The 22,625-nt window shown below is 37.5% G+C and carries 18 protein-coding genes; 14 read left to right on the plus strand and 4 right to left on the minus strand.

Translation table 11 applies throughout. The features are described from left to right. Positions 1 to 99 precede the first annotated feature (99 nt). From CXF71_RS08785 to CXF71_RS08825, 10 genes are all read left to right on the plus strand, one after another. Complete coding sequence (locus tag CXF71_RS08785; protein WP_101232580.1) at positions 100 to 1,779, plus strand: right-handed parallel beta-helix repeat-containing protein; 1,680 nt, start codon at positions 100 to 102, stop codon at positions 1,777 to 1,779. A gap of 43 nt (positions 1,780 to 1,822) precedes the next feature. Beyond that, the gene (locus CXF71_RS08790) at positions 1,823 to 3,457 is read left to right on the plus strand and encodes a sulfatase (protein WP_198559857.1); all 1,635 of its coding nucleotides are present in this window, start codon (positions 1,823 to 1,825) and stop codon (positions 3,455 to 3,457) included. A 9-nt stretch (positions 3,458 to 3,466) separates the two neighbouring features. After that, entirely contained in the window at positions 3,467 to 5,209 is a 1,743-nt protein-coding gene (locus tag CXF71_RS08795; RefSeq protein WP_101232582.1) for a sulfatase, read from the plus strand. 180 nt (positions 5,210 to 5,389) lie between these two features. Next, positions 5,390 to 5,881 carry a hypothetical protein gene (locus CXF71_RS08800; protein ID WP_157826723.1) on the plus strand — a complete coding sequence of 164 codons (492 nt, stop codon included), beginning with the start codon at positions 5,390 to 5,392 and terminating at the stop codon, positions 5,879 to 5,881. Between the two features lie 81 nt (positions 5,882 to 5,962). Continuing rightward, positions 5,963 to 7,516 carry a sialate O-acetylesterase gene (locus tag CXF71_RS08805; RefSeq protein ID WP_101232584.1) on the plus strand — a complete coding sequence of 518 codons (1,554 nt, stop codon included), beginning with the start codon at positions 5,963 to 5,965 and terminating at the stop codon, positions 7,514 to 7,516. 103 nt (positions 7,517 to 7,619) lie between these two features. Then, positions 7,620 to 10,184 (plus strand): glycoside hydrolase family 95 protein, encoded by a 2,565-nt coding sequence (locus CXF71_RS08810; RefSeq protein ID WP_101232585.1) that lies wholly within the window; start codon positions 7,620 to 7,622, stop codon positions 10,182 to 10,184. 36 nt (positions 10,185 to 10,220) lie between these two features. Continuing rightward, complete coding sequence (locus tag CXF71_RS21505; RefSeq protein WP_198559858.1) at positions 10,221 to 10,463, plus strand: hypothetical protein; 243 nt, start codon at positions 10,221 to 10,223, stop codon at positions 10,461 to 10,463. Positions 10,464 to 10,472: 9 nt separating this feature from the next. Beyond that, the gene (locus CXF71_RS08815) at positions 10,473 to 11,936 is read left to right on the plus strand and encodes a sulfatase-like hydrolase/transferase (RefSeq protein WP_269800807.1); all 1,464 of its coding nucleotides are present in this window, start codon (positions 10,473 to 10,475) and stop codon (positions 11,934 to 11,936) included. A gap of 235 nt (positions 11,937 to 12,171) precedes the next feature. Then, a complete protein-coding gene (locus tag CXF71_RS08820) occupies positions 12,172 to 15,093 on the plus strand; it encodes a glycoside hydrolase family 2 protein (protein WP_101232586.1) in 2,922 nt (973 codons plus the stop codon). 106 nt (positions 15,094 to 15,199) lie between these two features. Next, positions 15,200 to 15,472: an HU family DNA-binding protein gene (locus tag CXF71_RS08825; RefSeq protein ID WP_101232587.1), complete on the plus strand. Its 273-nt coding sequence runs from the start codon at positions 15,200 to 15,202 to the stop codon at positions 15,470 to 15,472. Positions 15,473 to 15,658: 186 nt separating this feature from the next. Here CXF71_RS08825 and mobV read toward each other — a convergent pair whose 3' ends face one another. The 3 genes from mobV to CXF71_RS08840 form a co-directional block, all read right to left on the minus strand. Then, positions 15,659 to 16,933: a MobV family relaxase gene (mobV, locus tag CXF71_RS08830; protein ID WP_101232588.1), complete on the minus strand. Its 1,275-nt coding sequence runs from the start codon at positions 16,931 to 16,933 to the stop codon at positions 15,659 to 15,661. 472 nt (positions 16,934 to 17,405) lie between these two features. Further along, positions 17,406 to 18,701, minus strand: a complete 1,296-nt coding sequence (locus tag CXF71_RS08835; RefSeq protein WP_101232589.1) for a tyrosine-type recombinase/integrase — start codon at positions 18,699 to 18,701, stop codon at positions 17,406 to 17,408. Between the two features lie 42 nt (positions 18,702 to 18,743). Continuing rightward, positions 18,744 to 19,163 (minus strand): carbon storage regulator, encoded by a 420-nt coding sequence (locus CXF71_RS08840; RefSeq protein ID WP_101232590.1) that lies wholly within the window; start codon positions 19,161 to 19,163, stop codon positions 18,744 to 18,746. A 212-nt stretch (positions 19,164 to 19,375) separates the two neighbouring features. Between CXF71_RS08840 and CXF71_RS08845 the strand changes: the two genes are divergently transcribed. The 4 genes from CXF71_RS08845 (at position 19,376) to CXF71_RS08860 (ending at position 21,782) form a co-directional block, all read left to right on the plus strand. Further along, on the plus strand, positions 19,376 to 19,882 hold the full coding sequence (locus tag CXF71_RS08845; protein WP_101232591.1) for a helix-turn-helix domain-containing protein: 507 nt from the start codon (positions 19,376 to 19,378) through the stop codon (positions 19,880 to 19,882). 172 nt (positions 19,883 to 20,054) lie between these two features. Continuing rightward, positions 20,055 to 20,210 (plus strand): hypothetical protein, encoded by a 156-nt coding sequence (locus CXF71_RS08850; RefSeq protein ID WP_157826724.1) that lies wholly within the window; start codon positions 20,055 to 20,057, stop codon positions 20,208 to 20,210. After that, positions 20,203 to 21,387, plus strand: a complete 1,185-nt coding sequence (locus CXF71_RS21640) for a tyrosine-type recombinase/integrase (protein WP_101232593.1) — start codon at positions 20,203 to 20,205, stop codon at positions 21,385 to 21,387. Before CXF71_RS08850 ends, CXF71_RS21640 begins: the two co-directional genes overlap by 8 nt. Before the next feature lie 146 nt (positions 21,388 to 21,533). Beyond that, on the plus strand, positions 21,534 to 21,782 hold the full coding sequence (locus CXF71_RS08860; RefSeq protein ID WP_101232594.1) for a DUF2384 domain-containing protein: 249 nt from the start codon (positions 21,534 to 21,536) through the stop codon (positions 21,780 to 21,782). A 535-nt stretch (positions 21,783 to 22,317) separates the two neighbouring features. Here CXF71_RS08860 and CXF71_RS08870 read toward each other — a convergent pair. Next, the gene (locus CXF71_RS08870; RefSeq protein ID WP_101232596.1) at positions 22,318 to 22,551 is read right to left on the minus strand and encodes a hypothetical protein; all 234 of its coding nucleotides are present in this window, start codon (positions 22,549 to 22,551) and stop codon (positions 22,318 to 22,320) included. Positions 22,552 to 22,625 lie beyond the last annotated feature (74 nt).

Consider the following 22,625-nt stretch of genomic DNA (forward strand, 5'->3'; position numbering starts at 1 on the left):
TAAAGCAACAATTAAAGCAAGTAAGATGGAGTGTTATTACTCCCTCTTACTCCCCTGTTTTTAGGGTTCTACAACATTTATCAGCAAGCGGGAAAAACAATGAAACGTTTACTTGGCATTTTTTTATTATCGATAGTATCAAGCGCAACTCTGGCGCAAAACTTTTACTTTAATCCACTGACTGGTAAAGATAGTAATAATGGTAAAACTCCCGAAACTGCTTATAAATCATTAAATAAAGTAAAAAAAATAAAAATTAAACCCGGTGACCAAGTGTTATTAGCCGCAGGAATAAATCATTGGGGACAGCTGAAATTAGAAAATTTTCAAGGCACAGAAAAACAACCGATCATTATCAGCACCTACCAAGCAGATGAAAAGGTTAATGATGAAGTAAAAAACGCTTACGCCACAATTAATGCAAAGGGGTTTTACAACGGCATAAGTATTGTAAATTCTCAATACTTACAGGTGAGCAATCTTAACGTTACCGCCCCAGATGGTTTTATTTACGATTGGGTTAAAAAGCAAAGTAAAAACAAAAAAAGTCCAATGCGTATTGGCGTGATGTTAGAAGCCAGTAAAAAAGGCACTTACTCAGGTATAACATTAGACAATATTATCGTTAACAATGTGTTTTTTAATCCCCCTGGCATAACACGTTCTATCAAAGAAACGCATACCGCTAACGGCACTGAAAGTTATAGCTTTGGCATTCGTGCCTTTGCCAGAAATGGCGGTAAATTTAATAATTTAGTTATCCAAAATTCAACTGTTTCTAATATTTCTCATACGGGTATAAAACTTAATGGTAAAAAAGCCACGATTAATAATGTTACGTTAAGTAACAACAAGGTATTTGATATTGGCGGCCCAGGCATACAAATGAGCGGCGCTTCAAATGTACATGTTTATGGCAATATAGTTAAAAATTCAGGCAGCACTAAAGACAGCCGTAATTGGGGCCGTGGAAGTGGTATGTGGACATGGGGAAGCTCGCATGTTTTGGTTGAGTATAACAAATTCCTAAATGCTAATGGCCCTGCCGACTCTGCTGGTTTTCATATTGATTTTAACTGCGACAACATTATTGTTCAGTACAATATCAGCGCTAATAATGCCGGCGGATTTATTGAGATTTTAGGTAATAATTACAACAACGCTTATCGCTATAATGTCAGTATCAATGATGGCTATCGTGTGAAGAAAAAAGGCGTAGCATCACAAGAAGGTAAAACGTTTTGGTTTAGCGGTTTCGTTGGTAAAGATAAAGAACGTCATGGTCCATATAATAGCTACATCTATAACAATACTATTTATGTTAAAAAAGAAATCCTCAGTAAAATTGCAGTAACACGAGTATCAAAAGGCGCATTAATTGCCAATAACATCTTCCATATTGTGGGTGGTAGTAAGGCTGTTAAAGGTGACCAGTATAGTCCTGAAACAACGGGTGAGAGTCATGTTAAAGATATTCTCTTCACCAACAATGTATTCTTAAAAGAAAGCAACTGGCCTAAATCGATTCTAATTCAAGATAGTGCGCCAGTATTTGGTGACGTTCAATTTGCCAACCCCGGTGGCACAAACTTAGCCGATTATATTCCGCTTAATAAAGCGCTTGTTGAAAATAATGGTATTGAAATTCCACACATCGTTAATGATAAACATGGCTTATTCAAAGGTCTTACTGTTAAGCATGATATTTTGGGCAACCCTATTATTGGCAAACCTGATATGGGTGCTATCGAAATTAGTAAAGCCGTTCAAACTAAATGATAGATATATTAAATTCACTATGCAGCCAATAATTGGATTAACTATGAAAAACCTTGTTTTGGGGGCATTAACATTAGCTCTGTTTATTACCAATGCCCAAGCAGAGAAAATGCATCAAGCCGATTCCACTGCGCCAAATATTTTATTAATCATGGTCGATGATTTAAATGATTACCAAGGCGTATTTGGTGGCCACCCACAAGTTAAAACCCCTAACATAGATAAACTTGCTGCGAGTGCTGTACGTTTTACCAATATGCAAACCAACACCCCTGTTTGCCAGCCATCACGTAATAGTTTATTTACTGGGGTTTACCCGCACGACTCGGGCGACTTTGGCTGGACAGCAAAGTATAAACACCCGGTGTTAAAGCATAATAAAACCATTATGGAACTGTTTAATGAGAATGGTTATTTCACCTTAGGAACCGGCAAGTTAATGCACGGTAACAAAACGCCCGAATGGCAAGAATGGGGTAATGAGGTAAAGCATAATTATGGACCGACCATATTTGATGGTAAAAACTTAACCGCCACTAAAAATGTTCCTGCGCCGTTTAGGAATATTGGCGCCATTGACGGCTCATTTGGCCGACTTTCAGAAGGTGGTGTTTCACTAGGTAAAAAAGGTGAAGCAGGTTGGGTTATGGGTTGGACCAAAGCACCATTTCGTTATCTAAGTGAAAACGACCGTGATCTACTACCCGATGAAGCACATGCTAAATGGGCAGAAGAAAAGTTTACTGAACTCGCCAATAAAACGTCTAAACAACCCTTTTTTATGGGCGTTGGTTTTGTTAGACCTCATACCCCACTCTACGCCCCTGATCGTTTCTTTGACATGTATCCACTTGAATCAATTACCTTAACGCCTTGGATGAAAAATGATGTTGATGACACTCATTTCAAAGAGAACTTTCCAGAAAATGGTAAAGGCTTAAAATATTACCGTGAATTAGTTGCCTCCTATGATGGTGACCGCGAAAAAGCTATGAAGGTATTTTTGCAAGCTTACCTAGCATGCATCACTTTCATGGATGAACAAGTAGGTAAAGTCATTGATGCGCTAGAATCTCATCCGTCATTAAATAAAAATACGATTATTGTCTTTACCAGTGATCATGGCTGGCAAATGGGTGAGAAAAACTATTTATTTAAAAACTCTCCTTGGGAAGAAAGCGCACATATTCCCCTTATTATTCGCCCAGTTATTAGCGCTACTAATAACAAAGTAAGTAATACTTCTGTTGAGCACCCCGTATCGCTTATAGATATATTTCCAACACTTGTTGATTACGCTAACTTAAAAGGTGATCACCGAAATAATGACAAAGGTGGTAGATTAGGTGGCTTTAGTTTACGTCCTCTTTTAGAAAGTAAAAACTCAGGAGAATCCGCACCACAAAGTTGGCAAGGACCAAATGGTGCGCTTACTGTGGTTGGTAATTACGCTAACAGCGGCAAAGAAAAAAGTGTAGCTAAACAAAACTATTCATACCGCACCAAAGACTTCAGATACATTCGTTATTCAGACGGCCAAGAAGAATTGTACAACCATAAAAAAGATCCCTATGAATGGAAAAATATTGCTAAGCAGAAAGAATATCAAACAATCGTTAAGCAACTAAAACGCGAAGTGACCGCCATTCTTGGCGCTTGCATCGACTCTGCCCTATAAGGTTATAATATGTCACTTATTAAAGGCTTCATCAGACTGTACTGCCTTATAAACCTTATATTTTGTGCGAGTGCTTTTGCTGATAATAGCCAACTCAATGAGAATAAGCCCAATGTATTATTTATCATTGTTGATGATCTTAACGATTATTTAGGCGCTTTTGGCGGTCATCCGCAAAGTAAAACCCCTAATATTGATGCGCTTGCTGCTCAGTCAGTGCAATTTACCAATGCACAAACCAATGCCCCTGTGTGCCAATCATCGCGTAACAGTTTATTTACTGGTGTTTATCCACACCAATCAAAAGACTTTGGTTGGACGCCATTAACAAAGCAACATGTGTTAAAGCACAACAAAACCTTTTTACAATTATTCCGTGAAAATGGTTATCAAATGTTGGGAACAGGAAAGTTACTTCATAAAAATCAAAAAAAACTATGGCATGAGTGGGGCGTACCTGAACGAATCAACTATGGCCCGCATGCATTTAATGGGTATAAGATAGTTGGCCACCCTTCGGTGCCTGAGCCGTTTAGAAGTATTAATATTGTTGATGGCTCATTTGCACCCTTGACCGATGTGCCAACTTTTGACTTAAATTCTAGCTTAAGCTCAACTGATAAGGTTAAACATGCGCCAGGCTGGGGTTATCCACACAAGCCTTTTAATTATATAGATGAAGATAATCGAGACCGTTTACCTGACGAGCAACACGCAATTTGGGCAAGTCATAAATTAAAGGCACTAGCGAATATTAAGAGTAAACAACCCTTCTTTATGGGAGTAGGTTTTGTTCGCCCGCACACGCCGTTATATGCGCCTAAACGTTTCTTCGAACTGTTCCCACTAGAAACCATTCAGCTGCCTACCATCAAAAAAAACGATCTAGAAGATTCGTTCTTTAAAGATAATTACCCGATGACACAAATGGGCTTAGCCTATTTTAAAGCGTTACAAGATTCTTATGAAGATGATGACGAAGGCTTAAAAAAAGTCATTCAAGCCTATCTTGCTTGTATCGCTTTTATGGATGAACAAGTGGGTGTGGTGTTAGATACCTTAAATAATTCAAGCTTAAAAGATAATACTATCGTGGTTTTTACCAGCGATCATGGTTGGCAATTTGGCGAAAAAGATTATCTCTATAAAAACTCACCATGGGAAGAAAGTGCAAAAATTCCGATGCTGTGGAAAGTACCGGGTAAAAGCGAAGAAAAGTTAAAAGTACAACAACCGGTATCTTTGATTGACCTCTACCCTACTTTTATCGAACTGGCTAACTTACAAGGCACCAACGTTAAGTCTAAAGGTGCCGCTACGTTAGGCGGCCACTCATTAGTGCCTTTACTTACCTCTAGAGCTATCTCATCAGCTACATCAAGAGTTACATCGAAAGCCACCTCAAAAAATAACACCAAAAATGCTACGCAATGGCAAGGGCCAAAAGGCGCATTAACGGTAATGGGTGTTGGCATTGACACCCCCATTGAAGGTTTAGCCTTTGGTACTAACAAACAGGCCTTATGGCACGTAAAAGTGATAAAAGACTTGCCCGATGAATATATCTGGCAACAAACCTATTCATATCGCACTCAAAACTGGCGTTATATTCGCTACAAAGATGGCCAAGAAGAACTTTATGACCATCAAAGTGATCCGTATGAATGGCATAACTTAGCGTTACATAAAAAATACCAGACGATAAAAACGGATTTGTTCAAGCAAATGTCTGAAATTATCGAACATCGATAAATAAAATAATGGAATGTTGTACAAATTTGTTAGTAATACGTCCTATGACTAACACTAACAAATTTTTCAAGGAATTCGGCTCTTTTTAGGTGAATGATATCCAGTTTATTCATTACCTAAAATTGAAGAGATTAAACCGTTTGAACATAAGCAATGATCACAATGATGGGTGAGGCTAGTTTGAAAAAAGAGCATAATAATTATTCCATTCTGGATACTTTTAAGGATCATGAGAATGCGTTAAAAAAATACATATCGAAATTTTTTTTACCGTCTCATGAGATTGAAGATAGTGGTGTTTTTAGAATAAATGAAGCTCCCTTTAAGTATATTATTGATCAAGCAAAGCTGAGTTATCGTCAACAACAAATTCCGCCACTATTAACAAACTATCAGAAAACCTTATTTATGTTACTGACTGATCAAGCTCAACCAATGCCAATGGATGAAATTTTTGCTGAAAACTTATTGCCTAATGACAGTATTGATATGTTATTAGCATCAGTAAAACAGACAGTAACCAAGGCAGGAAATATTATAAAAGTAAGTAAAATAACACCAAGAAATCAATTGACTGGTCGTTTTATAATTGAAGGAGAGCTTAGTAATGTTGAAGTGTTTTTTATGTTAACTCCTGAGAAAAACCCTTTGATTCATAAGCTAAAAATTTAAAATTTAAAATTTAAAATTTAAAAATATAGCAATGCACTTACTATCACTATTAACATCAGAATATATCAAGATAAAATATACATGAATATCAAAGCTAAAAAATCAGTATTAACCTTGTTTGCTTCGTTCGTCTTTGTCCTGACAACAAACATTGCTCACGCGCAAGTTAAACTCGCAACGGTGTTTGCCGATTCAATGGTTTTACAGCGAGAACAGCCCATTAATATTTGGGGCACTGCTACAAAAAATGAAAAAATAGAAGTAACTTTGAATGGTATAACCTTTCAAAGCCAAGCCAATAATCAAGGCCATTGGTTAGTCAAATTGTCTGCGCAGCAAGTTGCTACGGGACAATCAATAAAAGTTGTTGGTGAGCACAGCGGTAAAGCTAATACGATTAAGCTTAACAACATTGCTTTTGGCGATGTTTTCTTAGCCTCTGGCCAATCAAACATGGAATTTAAAGTTAAAGAGGCGTTAACAAAATTTCCACAAGAAGATAAGCTCAAACACTATCCCGACATTCGTCAATTTAAGGTCAAAAGACACTATGACTTTACCGGTCCTCAGCAAGATGTAGCTAGCGGAAGCTGGCTTACTGCCTCTTCGGAAACTGTAGGTGAATTTTCTGCGGTCGCGTGGTTTTTTGCCAAAGATTTATATCAAAAACACCAAGTGCCTATTGGTATTATTTCATCAAATGTTGGTGCTAGCCCGGTTGAGTCATGGATGAGTGTTGAGTCATTAACAAGTTTTCCTGACACCCAAGCACTGGCTTATAACTTGGCTGATAACAAATTTATTGAACAACTTAAAAAGGACTACGCGCAAGAAAGAGCCCAGTGGTGGCAAGAAAACCCAACGGCTAAGAAGTTAGCATTTGAATTTATGCACCGCACAAGTCTAGATTTCAAACCTGTCGGCTTATATAACGCGATGATTGCGCCACTCGCTAGCATGAAACTGTCTGGAGTAATTTGGTATCAAGGCGAAAGTAATACGCCAGATCCTGTTCGATATTCAGAAAAATTCAGCACCATGATCAATCAATGGCGAACCCTATTTAACCAACCACAACTGCCCTTCTTATTTGTGCAATTGGCTAACTTTCAAAAACCTGATCAGCAACCTAGTGACAGTGCTTGGGCGGATATTAGAGATCAACAAACTCAAGTGTTAAAAACAGTAAAAAACACCTCTATGGCGTTAGCGATTGATGTCGGAGAGCGCCACAATATTCATCCCCTAGATAAGAAAACCGTTGGTGAGCGCTTGGCTTTAGGTGCACGACATCTGGTTTATGGTGAAACGAAATTGAATTACTTAAGTCCACTCGTTGATAACGCGAAATTAACCAATGGCCGAGCAATTATTAACTTTAAACACATCAACAAAGGGCTGGTAGTTAAAGGCGAAAAACTATTGGGCTTTGCCATTGCTGGCGCTGACAAAAAGTTTATCTGGGCAGAGGCAACCTTATCTAGCACTAATACGAAGAATCAGGTAACGGTATGGCATGACAATATTAAGTCGCCTAAATATGTGCGTTATGCATGGGGCAACAACCCTGAAAATGCAAATTTATACAATGACCAAGGATTACCTGCTACCCCTTTTAACTATGACTTTAAATAGCAGAAAAGCAAGCCGGTATGTTGGATAAATTGAAAGCATTAAACCAAACATAGCAAGAATTATAACAAGAAAATAAAAAGAATAATTACAAAGGAATAACAACGTGAATAAACATAAACATAAACATAATGTAATTAATCACTCGATAAAATTGAGTGCTATTGCATTACTTGGTCTAGTCGTTTCAGCTTGTGGCGCAGACTCAGAAAAGGCTGCTGATACTAGTAAAGTAAGTACAAGTGAAGCCAGCCATGCGGTAACCGATACAGCACCTCAACAAATCAAACCAAGTAGTGGTCAGCATCGCTTATGGTATAAACAACCTGCTACTGATTGGATGTCGCAAGCACTACCTATAGGCAATGGCTATATGGGCGCAATGATCTTTGCTGGTGTTAATGAAGACAGGATTCAATTTAATGAACAATCTCTATGGGCGGGTGGCCCAGGCAGTAGTGTGAGCTACAACAGTGGTAACCGTAAAGATGCACATAAAGCGTTGCCTGAAGTTCGTCAATTGGTTAGCGAAGGAAAATTCGAGCAAGCAGACAAATTAGCGGCTCAAGAATTAACCGGTAGCATTAGCAAAGAAGAGAAAAATGCCAAAGGACAAAGTTTTGGCGACTTTGGTGCTTTTCAAGCGTTCGCTGATGTCTATGTAAGCCAAGAAACTACGAACAAAGCCACGCTAGAAGAAATGCATTACTCGCGTTCACTTGATCTTGAAACTGGCGTTGTTAGTGTTAAATACCTTGATGACCAAATCAATCATAAACGTCAATATTTTGCTAATTACCCTTCCCGCGTAATGGCATTTCGTTATGAAAATGATGCCAAAGCAGGTACTGACTATAGTGTTCGTTTTGACTCATTACATCCCTATCAAGTAAACAGCGAAAGCAATACGTTAATTTTAACGGGGAACGTTGCTGATAACGGCATGAAGATGGAAGCAAGGTTAGAGATTCGTATTGAAGGCGGTGCCCTTAGTTTCAAAGATGGTCAAGCCGACATTGTTGGCGCCAAAACCGTGACTTTAGTGCTTAGCGCTGCAACAAATTATCAAGACAATTCGCCAACGTATCGAGGCAATGACTACACTAAGTTTAACCAACAAACCTTAGCATCTGTTGCCAATAAAAATTATCAACAATTATTAATAGAGCATATTAATGATTACCAAGCCCTCTATCATCGCGTTGCACTGACACTCGGCTCTGGTGGTCAAGAGAATGGTGCTCAATCTCAATCGAATATTCCAACTGACCAACGCATATTAAATTACTCTAAAACACCTAGCGACGTTAATTTAGAAGCGCTGTTTTTCCAATACGGTCGTTACTTGCTAATAAGCAGTTCAAGACCAGGTTCTTTACCGGCTAACCTGCAAGGTAAATGGAATGATTCTCTCGTTCCTGCATGGGCATCTGATTACCACTTCAATATTAATGCGCAAATGATTTACTGGCCCGCTGAAGTCACTAACTTAGCTGAAACCCATGAACCTTTTCTTGAGTACACGCAAAGTCTAGTTACTCCAGGTCAAGTCAGTGCTAAAGCCTTTTTTGGCGTTGATGGTTGGGTAGTTAACACCATGAATAACATCTTTGGTTATACCGCTACTGGTTGGGGTTTTCCTTGGGGTTACTTCCCAGCTGGGGCTGCTTGGGTGAGCCAACATCAATGGCAACATTATGACTTTAATGGCGACAACGCCTTTCTTAGCGATGGTGCCTTACCAACCATGGAACAAGCGGCATTATTTTGGTTGGAATACTTGCAAGAGAATGAACTAGGTCAGCTAATTTCACTACCAAGTTATTCACCAGAGCACGGCGGTATTTCTGCTGGCGCATCAATGGATCATCAAATTGTTTATAACCTCTTTACTAACTACCTAAAAGCTTGTCAGGTTTCCTCATTCAGCTGTGCATTCACAGACAGAGTAGCAACAGCAAAGGCCAAACTGTTACCACCGAAAATTGGCAAATGGGGCCAATTACAAGAATGGGCTGAAGATCTTGATGATCCAAACAGCAAGCATCGTCATGTTTCACACATGTTTGCTATTTATCCAGGTAACCAAATTGGTCGGCTTAGCACGCCTGAGTTAGCAGATGCAGCAAAAGTATCGCTCAATGCTCGAGGGGATGGCGGTACAGGCTGGTCTTTAGGTTGGAAAATTAATTTATGGGCTCGTTTAGCCGACGGTAATCGTGCCCACAAATTACTACAACGCACCATGCGTTCAGTGGGTTATAAAGAAACAGATAGCTCAGGTGTGTTAGTGAATAACAGCGGAGACTATGACAGTGGTGTTTATCACAACTTCTTATCTGCTCATCCTCCTTTCCAACTTGATGGCAATATGGGCGCAACGGCTGGTATAGCAGAGATGTTATTACAGTCTCATGATAGCGCGATAGAGCTGTTACCTGCCCTACCCGATGCTTGGCCTGATGGTGAAATTAAAGGCTTACGTGCACGTGGTGGTTTTGAAATAGACCTCGCTTGGGCTGATGGCAAACTTAAGCAAGTCAATATCCGCAAAGCGGGTCTTACGGCAACGGATAAAAACGTTACCTTAAAGTACGGAGCTAAAGAAATAAGCTTTATTGATAGTGCTAATTTGTCTATTCAATTTAATAGTGCGCTGACCTTCTTTTAATGCCAAAGAAATTTAAAGTGGAGTTTGAGGGGAAATATGACAACTTCCCCTTCGATGACAAACGTAAATACTGAACGGCCCAAAAGTCATTTTGGTCTAATTGTAGCTACTTCTAAAAACGGTATAAGACAACAAATTATGTACAAAATAACCATGTTATTGTTTCTCTGTTGCTTACAAGTTGCTCATGCGAGTCAGGTTCAGCCTAATATCATTTTAATTTATGCCGATGATTTAGGCATTGGTTTAATCGGTCACCAAGGGCAAAAAATAATTTAAACGCCTAACATTGACCGTTTGGCTAATGAAGGGATGCGTTTTACAAATGCTTATTCAAACATGTTATGTGCACCAGCAAGAGCTTCGTTATTAACTGGTTTTTCGGACGTTAGAAAACCCGGTTTTAGTTATACAAAGGGTAAAATTTACCAAAAAATTAGTACTAATGATTTATCGGTTGAACAAGTAACAAAGGCATTAGATGCAACTTTCCCTCCTATACCTAAAGAACAAGTATTCCTTGCTCAGGTCGCTCAGCAAGCAGGCTATAAAACCGCACAATTTGGAAAGTTAGACTGGGGTTTTGCTACCACACCAAACCGCTTAAAACGGCACGGTTGGGATTATCATTTAGGTTATATGGATCATGTTAGAGCGCATGGTTTTTATCCGCCATTTCTGTTCGAAAATGGCAAGCTTAAACCGATCAAAGGTAATAACTTAGTCAATGGCGGAAAATCTTTAGAGCCAGAAACTGAGCAAGCGTTTCAAGAACGTTGGAACCGACAAGGTAAAGAGGTTTATTCACAAGATATTTTTATTTATGGCGTACTCAACTTTATTCGCAATGCTAATAATAAAGAACAAAAACAGCCGTTCTTCATTTATTTCCCCACGCAATTGCCTCACGGCCCTGTTGCTATTCCCGCAGTGCATCCTGACTTTGTAAATGATCGGCGTTTAACCCAAATAGAAAAAGAATATGCCTCTATGGTAAAAAGGCTTGATGATGATGTTGGTCTTATTCTCGATGAATTGAAAACACAAGGGTTAGACAATAATACACTAGTGATTTTCACTTCTGACAATGGTCATGAGCTTTATTACGCGCAACAAGGTCGGGCAGAAAAACCTTACCGTGACTTAACTACAGGTAAATTATTTGATAATTATCAGCACAAATATTATAGCGAACTCGCCAATGATGTCTTTAATGGTAATGGTGGTCGTGCAGGATTAAAAAAGAGTAACTTGCAAGGTGGGGTCAATGTTCCGTTGCTCGCCAGATGGCCAGGTAAAATAACAGCTGGTGCAGTAAGCAATAGACTTGTCGCCAGTTATGACATGTTACCCACCATTGCGGAGTTGGTTAAATACCCCGAAAAGTTAGCGGTTGATGGATTGTCGTATTATCAAACTTTACTTGGAAATGACTTAGGTAAAGAGTTAGGAAATGAACTAGGTCAAGAGTTAGTAAAAGAAGACAAAACAGCCCATGACTATATTGTTTACGGTTCTTTTGAAGGGCCAATTTTAGTCACTAACGATGGCTGGAAGATACGTAGCTATTTACCCAAAAAAGCATTCGAATTATTTTATTTACCTGATGATAAGGCTGAAAAAAATGACCTGTCTGTATTGCGACCAAACAAGCTTAAACAACTCAAAAAATTACTCATTGATGCTTGCGATGGCGATTCAAACAATGGCTTTGTTTCTTGGCAACAGTTTAGTTTAGACCCTCAATTTTAGAAAAATAACAAGGTCATTAGCTTGAATTGTTGTGCAAATTAACATGCAAAGTGTAACTAACGGCAAATAGTACCCTAACCTCAACCAAACAATCATCGACCACACCTTAAAGAAAGACTTATTCTTGCATCTATAAACAGAGTTATATAGAGTAACACCAATAAAGTGGGAACGTTACCACCTCCTTTTATTTAGCAAAATAGACTTAAGTCGTTATAACTCAAGGAACTGTTCAGTGAGCAATATTATTAAATCGTTTTTAATACTCGTTTTTGCCGTTAGCACCAATGTTTATAGTCAGCAAAAGCATGCTAATACACAATCACTTGATGGTGATTGGCAAATTATTTTTGATAAAGAAAATATTTCGAGAGCTAAAAAGCTTTATAAAAATAAAAATTTTCTAGCACAATCTAATATTCAAAATATAACAGTACCGAGTGTTTGGGAACTTGAAGAAAAAGATTATGAGGGTGTTGCCGTTTATCGTCGCAGCTTCACTGCTCCTAAAAAATGGCAAGATAAAATCACCCATATTTCATTCGATGCAGTAAATTATCGTGCTGAAGTCTATCTAAATGACAATGTTGTTGGCGTTCATGAAGGCGGCTTTACTCCCTTTAGCTTCCGCATTGATTCAATGCTGAACTTTGATAAAGAAAACATCATAACCTTGCGTGTACTTGGCCCCATATTATTAGACACAGATAAAGTAATAGATGGTATTGGTGCAATGGAAACTCCGCAATGGCGTGGCGGTATTAGTGGTGGTATTTGGCAATCGGTTCGCTTAGTCGCTACTGAAAAAAGCTACATCAAAGATGTATATATTCAACCAAATTACCAAACTAGCCAAGCTAAAGTGACTTTATCAACGACCAACTTTGGTGAGTTCAGCAGCCAAGATAAAGTAAACTTTACTATTACTGAAGTCGCGACAAATAAAGCCGTTGTAAGCAAACAAATTAGCCACAAATTTCAAGCAGGTCAAAGTAAACTGTTTGAAACCATTGACATTCCTAATGCCAAAACATGGTCACCGAGTAATCCCAATTTATATAAACTAACTGTGAGTATTGAACGCCAAGGTAAAGTGAGTGATACCGTCAGTGATCGTTTTGGTTTACGTGAGTTTTCAGTCAAGGACAAACGTTTTGTATTAAACGGTAAAGAAATTTACGTTAAAGCTGTATTTCTTGAAGGTGTTTACCCCATAGGTATTGCTACACCTGTTGATTTAGACTTAGCGCGTAAAGAAATAAGACTAGCTAAAGAAGCTGGATTTAACATGATACGCCCTTGGCGTCGTCCCCCACCACCTAAATGGCTAGATTTGGCCGATGAAATGGGTGTTTTAGTCATAGGTTCGCCAGCACTTGAATGCATGGACTTACCGGTAAGTACCCCTGATTTACCCCGCAGAGTAATTAATGAATTAAAACAAAGTATATTACGAGATCGTAATCGCGCTAGCGTGGTGATGTGGGAGTTGTATAACGAAGTTCGCCGTCCTATTTTAAAACAAATGATGACTGAAACATCAATGATGGCACGTGATATTGACCCCTCTCGTTTAATATTAGACGAGTCTGGTGGCTGGGCATTTGGCGCAAAAGTTTATTTGCCAAACGAACGCGACTTTATTCCTTTTAATGACGTTCATACCTACCCTGGCCCCAATGTAACGAACGATTTTTACGATAAATTTTTAGGTGTTTCTTACACCAAGGAAGAACGCAAAAAATTAAATATTAAAGGTAACCCTATTGGACATAATCTAAAAGAAGGGGCGACATCTTTTGTCTCTGAACTAGGTTATGGCAGCTATGTCGACTTTGATAAAGTTAACGCCCGTTTTGCTAAAGAAGGTAATCCACTTGCGCCACCTACACGCTATCATAAGCAGTTAGGTACTCAGTTATCTGAATTACTTAGTTCAGAGCTAAGTGATATTTATGCTTCACCGCTAGATTTCTATAATGAACAACAAGAAATTCATGGCAAAGCCAACGCCCGAATGATTGAAGCTACCCGCGCTAACCCAAAAATAACCGGTTATTGTGTACACGCGCTAACGGGTGGAGATTGGGTGATGGGCGCAGGGCTGCTTGATATTTGGCGTAATCCAAAAAAAGAAGTGTATAACCGTACTCAACAAGCTAACCTTCCGCGCATTTTAACCATTCGAACCTTTCCACGTTCGGCTTATCAAGGCGAAAAAGTACGTATCACGGTAAAAGGAATAAATGATATTGAAATGCTTGCTGGTAAATTTAACGTATCGGTGACCGATTCTCACGGTAAAGTGATTTGGCAAAACAGTTCAAACATAGACTTTAACCATGCTATTTCTGACTTACTTGACCATAAAATTTCAACCGATAACTTATCTGGTACCTATGCGGTTAGCGCCGAAATAATTGATGATCAAGACAACAAAGTAGCAGTCAATACCTTTGATTTTGATGTTTTTAATAATCAAGCTCCTTCCACTTTAAAAAGGTTTGCCGTTGCTGATCAAACAGGCTCTGTTAAAAGTTTCTTAAATAAACAAGGTGTTAAGTTTTCATCATTTAATAGTGATACCTCTATTTCAACACCTGTTATTGTTGCTATGGCACTTAAAAAGCAAGAAAAGCAAGCAGCGTTGAATAAACAATTAAATCACTTTGTTAAACTCGGTGGTAAAGTCCTCTATGTACAATTTCCATTTATCGGACCTAAATGGACTGATGGAGTATTAAGCAAAGGTTTTGCTATTAATATGCCAATTAATATAAAAATGAAAGCTTCACAGGGGTTATGGGGTGGCATGAGCCATGTTGTTGCTGAACATCATATATTCAATGGGCTTCCTTCTAAGCAATCCATGCAAGGTGTTTATGAAAACGTACGTGCAAGTATGACTATGGTTAACTTAGACATCACCACAAAGCCAATAGTTACCGTAGTCGCTAATGATAACTTTCCTGATATGACCTTAATGAAACGCCACTACCAAGGAACAGGTGATGTTTGGTCTGGTTCAGATTTATCAGAAGTAAAACACGGTAAAGGCAGTATGTTGCTATCAACTATGAAGATAGTACCTAATTTAGGAAAAGATCCTGTCGCCGATATACTTTTAATGAATTTACTGAGTTTTATAACTCAGTAGGTGCCCCTTTATGAAATAGAGTTAGTTTTTATTTCAATAGCTATTGCTCTCAATAGGTATATTTTTTACTATCAAATCAACAATAAAAAACGAAAGGAAAATCACAATGAACAAAGGTCAACTAGTAGACAAAATTGCCGAAGGTGCCGATATTAGTAAAGCTGCAGCTGGTCGTGCATTAGATAGTTTTATAGGTGCTGTTTCAGCTGAATTAGCAGATGGTGGTGATGTTGCACTAATAGGTTTTGGTACGTTTAAAGTGTCAGCTCGTGCTGCCCGTAAAGGCCGTAACCCGCAAACAGGTGCTGAAATTCAAATTGCAGCATCAAACGCTCCGGGGTTTAAAGCAGGTAAAGCATTAAAAGATGCCTGTAATTAAAGACCTATTAAAATTACTTAAATTAATTTTATTTCTCTTCTCTACATCCACCGACTTATAGTCGGTGGATGTAGAGCCCCTTATCAATTTACTCACCCGTTTTTATTGACCTGAAGACAAGTCGAACAAGAGTAAATGAAAAGAGGTAGATTGTAGGTGACTTTTTAAGTGACTCAAGCAATCAGTTTAATATTTTAAAGAAGATTTTTTAGGCCGCAGTGTATTAAGTCTTTTGTTTATATGGGTGGATACATCCACAGGTATGTTATCTCGATGTTTAAATAAGTTTTCATCAAATTCATCTAACTTACTTTTAAGAAACTTTATTCTTTGTGGCCCCACCTGTGAAAATGCAATATCTAAGTTCGTTAAAAAAGGAGAAAAGTAGGCATCAATAAAAGTTTTACTCTTTTGCTCTTGTTCACTAAGTATTTCACTAGCATGTATCACTTTAGCATTATCTGCCTCAACTTTTTTACGGTGTTTATTTTGAGCGCTGATGATCGCTGCATGCTCGTTTTTTATTTCAGCACGCTCATCCCTAACTTCTTTGTGAAATTGTAGTATTGAACTGGTCAGCTGCGCCTTCTCATTTATTATTTCAACAATACTATCTTTAAACTCTTGTCGTGCATTGACAGCCTTTTCATTGAACTCTATTATTTTTGCATTATCCACTTCAACTTTAGCCTTCAATTTGTTTTCTCTATTGGCCTGCTTTTCATTCATATTTTCAGTTTTCTTATTCAAAGCAACAGCAGCTTTTTTAAGTTCGATTTTTTGTTCTATTACTTGGTCTGTAGCTAACTTAAGTTCAGCTGTTTTAGCTCTTAGTACTTTCATCGATACATGTGTATCCTTCGAACCTTTCACACCACGCTTCAAACCAAATTTTTTTACACTGATTGCATACTCTGTTTGCATTCTGGTTAGACTTTCCTTTGTGAAAATATGATTAGCACAAAGTGACATTGACTCATAAGCATCTCCTAGCTCATTAACCTTCTTTTGAGCTTTATTTTGTCGCTTTCTTTTGGCTTTCATCTTAATGGGTACAATTATACAATGCATATGAGGAGATTTTTCATCGTAATGAGTTGATATTTGAACAACATTATCTCCGAATTCTTTCATTAACCATTGTTTACTTGCTCTTTCCCATTCATCGATTTTTTCGGCGGTATTTTCTTTATAAAACTCAGGAGAAGCAGTTAATAAAATCTCCATAGCTAAAACCGAATTTTTTTGTATTCTTAAATCAGGATATTCTTTAAGTTTTGCTCTGACTAACTGTGGAATTGTTTTATCACTACCGTCATGGGTCCAGTGAATATTTTCAATACCTTCTTGTGCATTAGGTACATCCATCTCACGATAATTATGTTTATGAACAATGTATAAAGTATGTTGATGTAACTTTGTAACACGAAGAATTGCAAACAGTTTCTTTGATTCAGACATGACTACTCCTTGTCTATTTTGTTAGTCACTTCCTGTGACTTAATGTGCCTTAAATGGCGGTACTATTCTTTTAGATCATAGTATGTGTGCTTTAAAAGCATATACCATATTTTAACACAATATTCTTGCTGTTCTTAAATATTTTATGATTAGTATTAGATAAGCTAGAGCTAGCAGTCATACACATTACCTGATTACGATAATTTTGAGTAATGATCCAAAAATATAAATTTCCCCCATAGTGGTCAATCGTTCAAAGCTGACCTTTGGATTGGATACAGCCTATTGCTAGCTGTTAAAATCTATATTGACGAGGATGTGTCAATTCTCAGATCAATAAATTACTGATAGTAATTATAGTTAATTAGACATCTGTATTAATATTACACTATTGTTGAACAAGTTTATTACTGACACTTAGGCTTTTTGAACTAAATAAAATGAGTCTTTAGTTAATTTAGTATGACGTTTTTCAATTGGTTTTACTTAACTTAAGTAGCCATTTTTCCCAAGAAAGCAGTGCACTTAATTTCTCTTTTTGGTAATCATACCGGTCATAATGACGAGAGGACACATCCTGTAATGCATGATTTTGCAGACGGTCACGAGTCGACTTATCGACACCTAAACGACCCATATGAGTCTTAAGCGTACGTCTTATGTCCTTGGGCTGAAATGGTGGTGTCGCTCTCTTTTTACAGTAGCTTCTGATAGCTTGTGCCACTGTCGATGTTGGCATTGATTCATGTAAATTATACTTTTTAGGGAATAAAAGTTCACCTGAATCAGTCAACTCCGACAGCTTTTTTAGTTGCGTAATGGCTGATTCAACAAGTGGTACTATGTGAATTTTCCCGTTCTTTGATACACTACTTTGTATCGTCCAAACCCGATTTTCAAAGTCAATATCTGACCACTGTGCAACAGATAGTTCATAAGGACGTTGACCACCAGTAAGTAGTAATAATTTAATAAACATTGCAACCTGATTAGAGAAATTACCGTCATCTAGGTGATAAAGGAGAGCCGCTATTTCTTGCGTTGAAAGTACTCTATCACGGGGATTTTCAGCTGAGGACTGACGAGGTATAGACGTAACGGGATTAACATCAATAAGATACTTTTTACCACGGCGAGTATAGCGAGGATCGTTATCAAATTTGATACCAAAGTTAAAAGCGCTCATGATATATGAACGCACTCTATTGGACTGAACCTCAGCTCTTCGTTGTATCAAACAACTTAAAATTTCACAGACATCATCAGAGGTAACTTTAACAGCATCAACTGCTAAAAATTGCTTCATGTTTTTTAATAATTCTCTTCTAACCGTCTTAAAAGTCCTCTTTTTTTCAAGCTTCATATGGTTTGTGTAATCGTCAATTAGCTCTTCAACTGTGCCGGCTTTATGTTCAGTTTCTTTTAATAATTGCAGATTATTTAAGTGATTTTTAAGACTTTGATTACCATGTAAGCTATGAATAACCTTAGCCAACTCACGCATTTTTTCACGAGCACTAGCTAACGTTAACCCCATTAAATCATCAGGTGAATATTGCCCTAAAATCGTAAACTCGCGCTTCCCTTTATAGCGTTGTAATAGTCTAAACATCATAGAACCAGAAGGGTTAATATTAAGGTAAAGAGACCCAGTTCCTCGAGGTAGATCTGCAACAGAAACTAGCACGTCATACTGACTTTTTCTCGCAAAAGCCCCCTTGTTTTTCTTAATTAAAGCATCAATGTCTGACCTTTTATCGACTCTCATAACCCCTCCTATTTATTAGATGAACACCATCAAACGTAAATGCTAAGCGATATTTTTAATATCATTTGCGATACCTTCGAGGGTAGATGACAGGTCATCCGGAGAAAATTTTGCAAGTAATTTAAGTACCTCTAGTTTGCGATTTTTATCGTTAACCATATTAGGTGTTCCTCTTCTTAATACTTGAGGAAGCTTAATAACATTTATAGTTTTGTTGGTCTTACACTCCGGTGTTTTACTTAAAAGCTCAGTGCGCATAATTGAAATATTCTTGGGGTAATCAAAGCCCAATCGCGCTGAATTTTTACTGATTGAATAAACAAACACCTCCCCTTCCCCTAAGTAAAAAGAATCACCTTCAATTAATCGAATAGTTACAACTGATCCATTTGAAGATTGAATTTCAACGTGAACTGCAGACATTGTGATATGAACGACCTCTAACAGATCTGTTCCAACCATAATTGACTCCAACCTTTTTCTAGATAATGACAACATAAATATTACTCCATAAACATAAGTACACCCAATGGTGTACACAAATAATACACAGCACTTACCTTTATGTCAACCATTAGGTGTACTGATTATAAAAATGATCTTTATGAAATGTTAACCAATCGGTATACAATTAAGATATATGATGTTATTATTGTCAACCAAATGGTATACAGATGAACGATAAGCAAGAATTCACATGGGATGTGATTTTGGATGAAGTAAAGAAAGTCTATGAACTCAAGTCTGACAATGCACTTGCAGAGAAGCTTGGGAAAACTAGGTCCTTTATTTCGGCTGTAAGAGTAGGTAGAAAAACTATTTCTATTGAGATTGCTGAACAGTTATTCCATCTATTAGGTATGAATATCGATGATTACGTGCATCCATTATTCTTACCACTAAAGAATATAAAATATACAGAGCAAGGTATTGAACTACAAAAGATAAGAGAATCATTAATAAAGCGCTCCGCAGGTTGTTGTGAGCTATGTGAAGATCCTGCGCCTTTTATTTTAAGTGATGGTTCGCCGTTTCTAGAGTCTACTTTTATCGAGCAAGGCGCTAGTAATAATAAATATGAGCAATGTAATTTTGCAGCTCTTTGCCCTAATTGCCACCGTCAGTTAGATATATTGAATAAAGAAGAAGATATAAAAAAACTATTAGCGAAAATTAAATAGCTATTAGTCATTTAGTATTTAACGGTAAATATGTAATTGCCAAATTAATTGAAAATAATTCAGAATCGAAAAAAAATTGAGCTAATATAGCTAGCCAGCCCAGTAGTTTTGAAGCAAGGAGGTTTCAATGGGAAGGTTAGTATCAATAGTGGAATACAGGGAAAAAAGATTTATGACAGGCTCAGCTCCAGATCTAAGAACCATCAAAAAACTTATTGATGAATGTGAAATAGTTGGCCGTAAGATAGGTAAAAAATATTACATAGAAGTCGATGACTACTACCGTGAATGTTCTCCTATTGAGCGAGACATACTACATCATGGCTAGACCTCGTTCACATAAACACAAGGATCTGCCAACAGGTCTTGTATACCGTAAAGATCGAGCTAGCTATGTTTTCACCCGAATTGATGGTTCTACTAAAAATCTTGGTAAAGATCGTAAAAGAGCCAAATCTCTAGCGTTTCAATATAACGCTACTTTTAGGGTTGATCCAGAACTATACCACGAGGTTTCTTACTCCAAGGTTGAATCAGAGCCAAACAAAATCAGCAAAGTCACCATTGGTGAGTTATTACCTGCTATTTTCACCAAAATTTCAGAAGATAAAGAGTGGTCATCTAAAACATTAAAAGGCCACCAATGTAGGTTCAATCTGATTCTTACATTTTTTGGCGAAATGATGCCTGACAGTATTAGTCTCCCTGATGTAAATCTATTCCTAAAAGAAAGCAACCCGACTGATTCTAAAGGCGTTTTTAACAGGTATTTAGGTCTACTCAAGTTAATTTTCAACTACTGCGTTAGCGATTCAATCATGAAAAATAACCCTGCAAATAAAAAAATCAGGAGGACTATGATAGCCAAAGATGAGGCTGAAATAATTCGATTAACCACCCAAGATTTCGCAGCGATTCATAAACATGCTGGTCTACAAGGTATCCAGTGGTTACAAATAGCAATGGAACTATCTTTACAGACTTCCCACGCAGTTAACGAGATAGCAAAACTCAAATATATCGACATAGAAGAATATATCAGTATTCAAAGAGACAAAAATAAAAAAACGGCTGCAAGTCGAGTGAAAATACCAATGAATTATGAGCTCGAAGATATAGTGCAGCGTAGTAAAGATGGTATTGATAGCCCATATGTCATACATTTCTTGAGACAAAGAAGATACCTTAACCGACCACTTGCAGCCGGTTTAGAGCATCCAACACAACTCCGTAATGAAAAGATCAGCCGTGCGTTTTCAGACGCTCGTGATGAGCTCCGTTTATTTGACCATATTGAGAATAAAGAGGATCGTCCCTCATTTCACGATATCAGATCGCTCTCTATACAACTCCAAGAAGCAAGTGGTCATGATGCACAAAAAAGAGCAGCTCATTCACAACGAGCTTCAACAGAAGTTTATAAAAAGGGTTACGTGCAATGGAATGAGGTTGCTGATGTTGTAATCGACTGGAGAGAACAGCCAGATAAAGATGATCACAAGTAAGGAAAATTGCTACATTAATTTATTCATAAATATAGTGTTATATTAATTGATATTTACATCAATAACTTACATTAAACAACTCGTTGCTTTTTCCCTTTTAAACGACTAACATTTTAATATGAACCTTGTTTATTCGAGTCAAGTTTATGAATAGTTCTGAAGCTATTACTCCACTAGATGTAGTTTTTGCCAAATACTTCAATAAGGAAGAAATAAACTATTTATCACCATTACTCATTAAGTCGGCAGGCAGTGAGGAAGAAGTTATCTCATGGTTTCAAAAACAAGCAATCCCCGCTTTTGGAAATAGAACAGCGATAGATATGTGTAACAGTAATCAATCGAAGTGCCTTATAGAGTATGTTCAATCTATAGAGTTCGGTGCGTTTGCTTAAAGAGCGAAGCGCCATCAATTACCTTACTTATCAATAGTGATAAAACCTATGCCCTATTGCACTAAAAAAATAATTATAGATATCGAACAGACTTCGTTAATGCAGGTTCTCAATAAGATGGCTGTAACTAAGTTTAAAGCGCATAGAGCCACTTGTCTGAATAATGGTAATGTAAATATAGACGGTGGCTTAAACGACGTTCGAGCAGTTCTTAGCGACCAAGTGGATTTAATTAAGTTTTGCTGTCGTTATACTAGAGATGCTCCGAGAGTAGAGTCAATCATTAGCGATTTTGTAAATGAAAATCCTAATTGTAAATTAGCTTAAAATTTTCAGGTACAACATGTCCCAAGATGATTATTAAAGCTCACTATTGCCACACTGCGGACATTAGCATTTAACCTGTAGTGTTGATTCGGATTAGAATTTGTATCGATAACGCCTAATTAACAGGCAAAAAATAGTTGGTTAAAATAAGCGACGCAGGAGCAAAAAACAACTGTTTTTTGTCCTTGTTTAATTTCTTGTTAGGGTTTTATTGCTTATGAAGTGTAAACAATGTTCGTTGCGACGCTAACTGTTTAGCCGATAAAATTTTAAAATAACCAAGTGATATACCAGATTTTACAAAAGCATAACTTAGCGTACTTTGTTTATCAGGAAACACGGTGTTAATTTGATCTGGTTGCAATTCAATTTCTATTAACTCTTCATATGATTTGAATAATGAAGGTATAACATCTAAACCATCAATTTGAATATTTTCCATATACTCCAACCTTAATTATGACTTAAAACCCTAACGCCCCAATAAGGGGCTAAGTAATAGTTGGCTAAAATGTG

Source organism: Colwellia sp. 12G3 (assembly GCF_002836775.1).
Lineage (GTDB): Bacteria > Pseudomonadota > Gammaproteobacteria > Enterobacterales > Alteromonadaceae > Colwellia.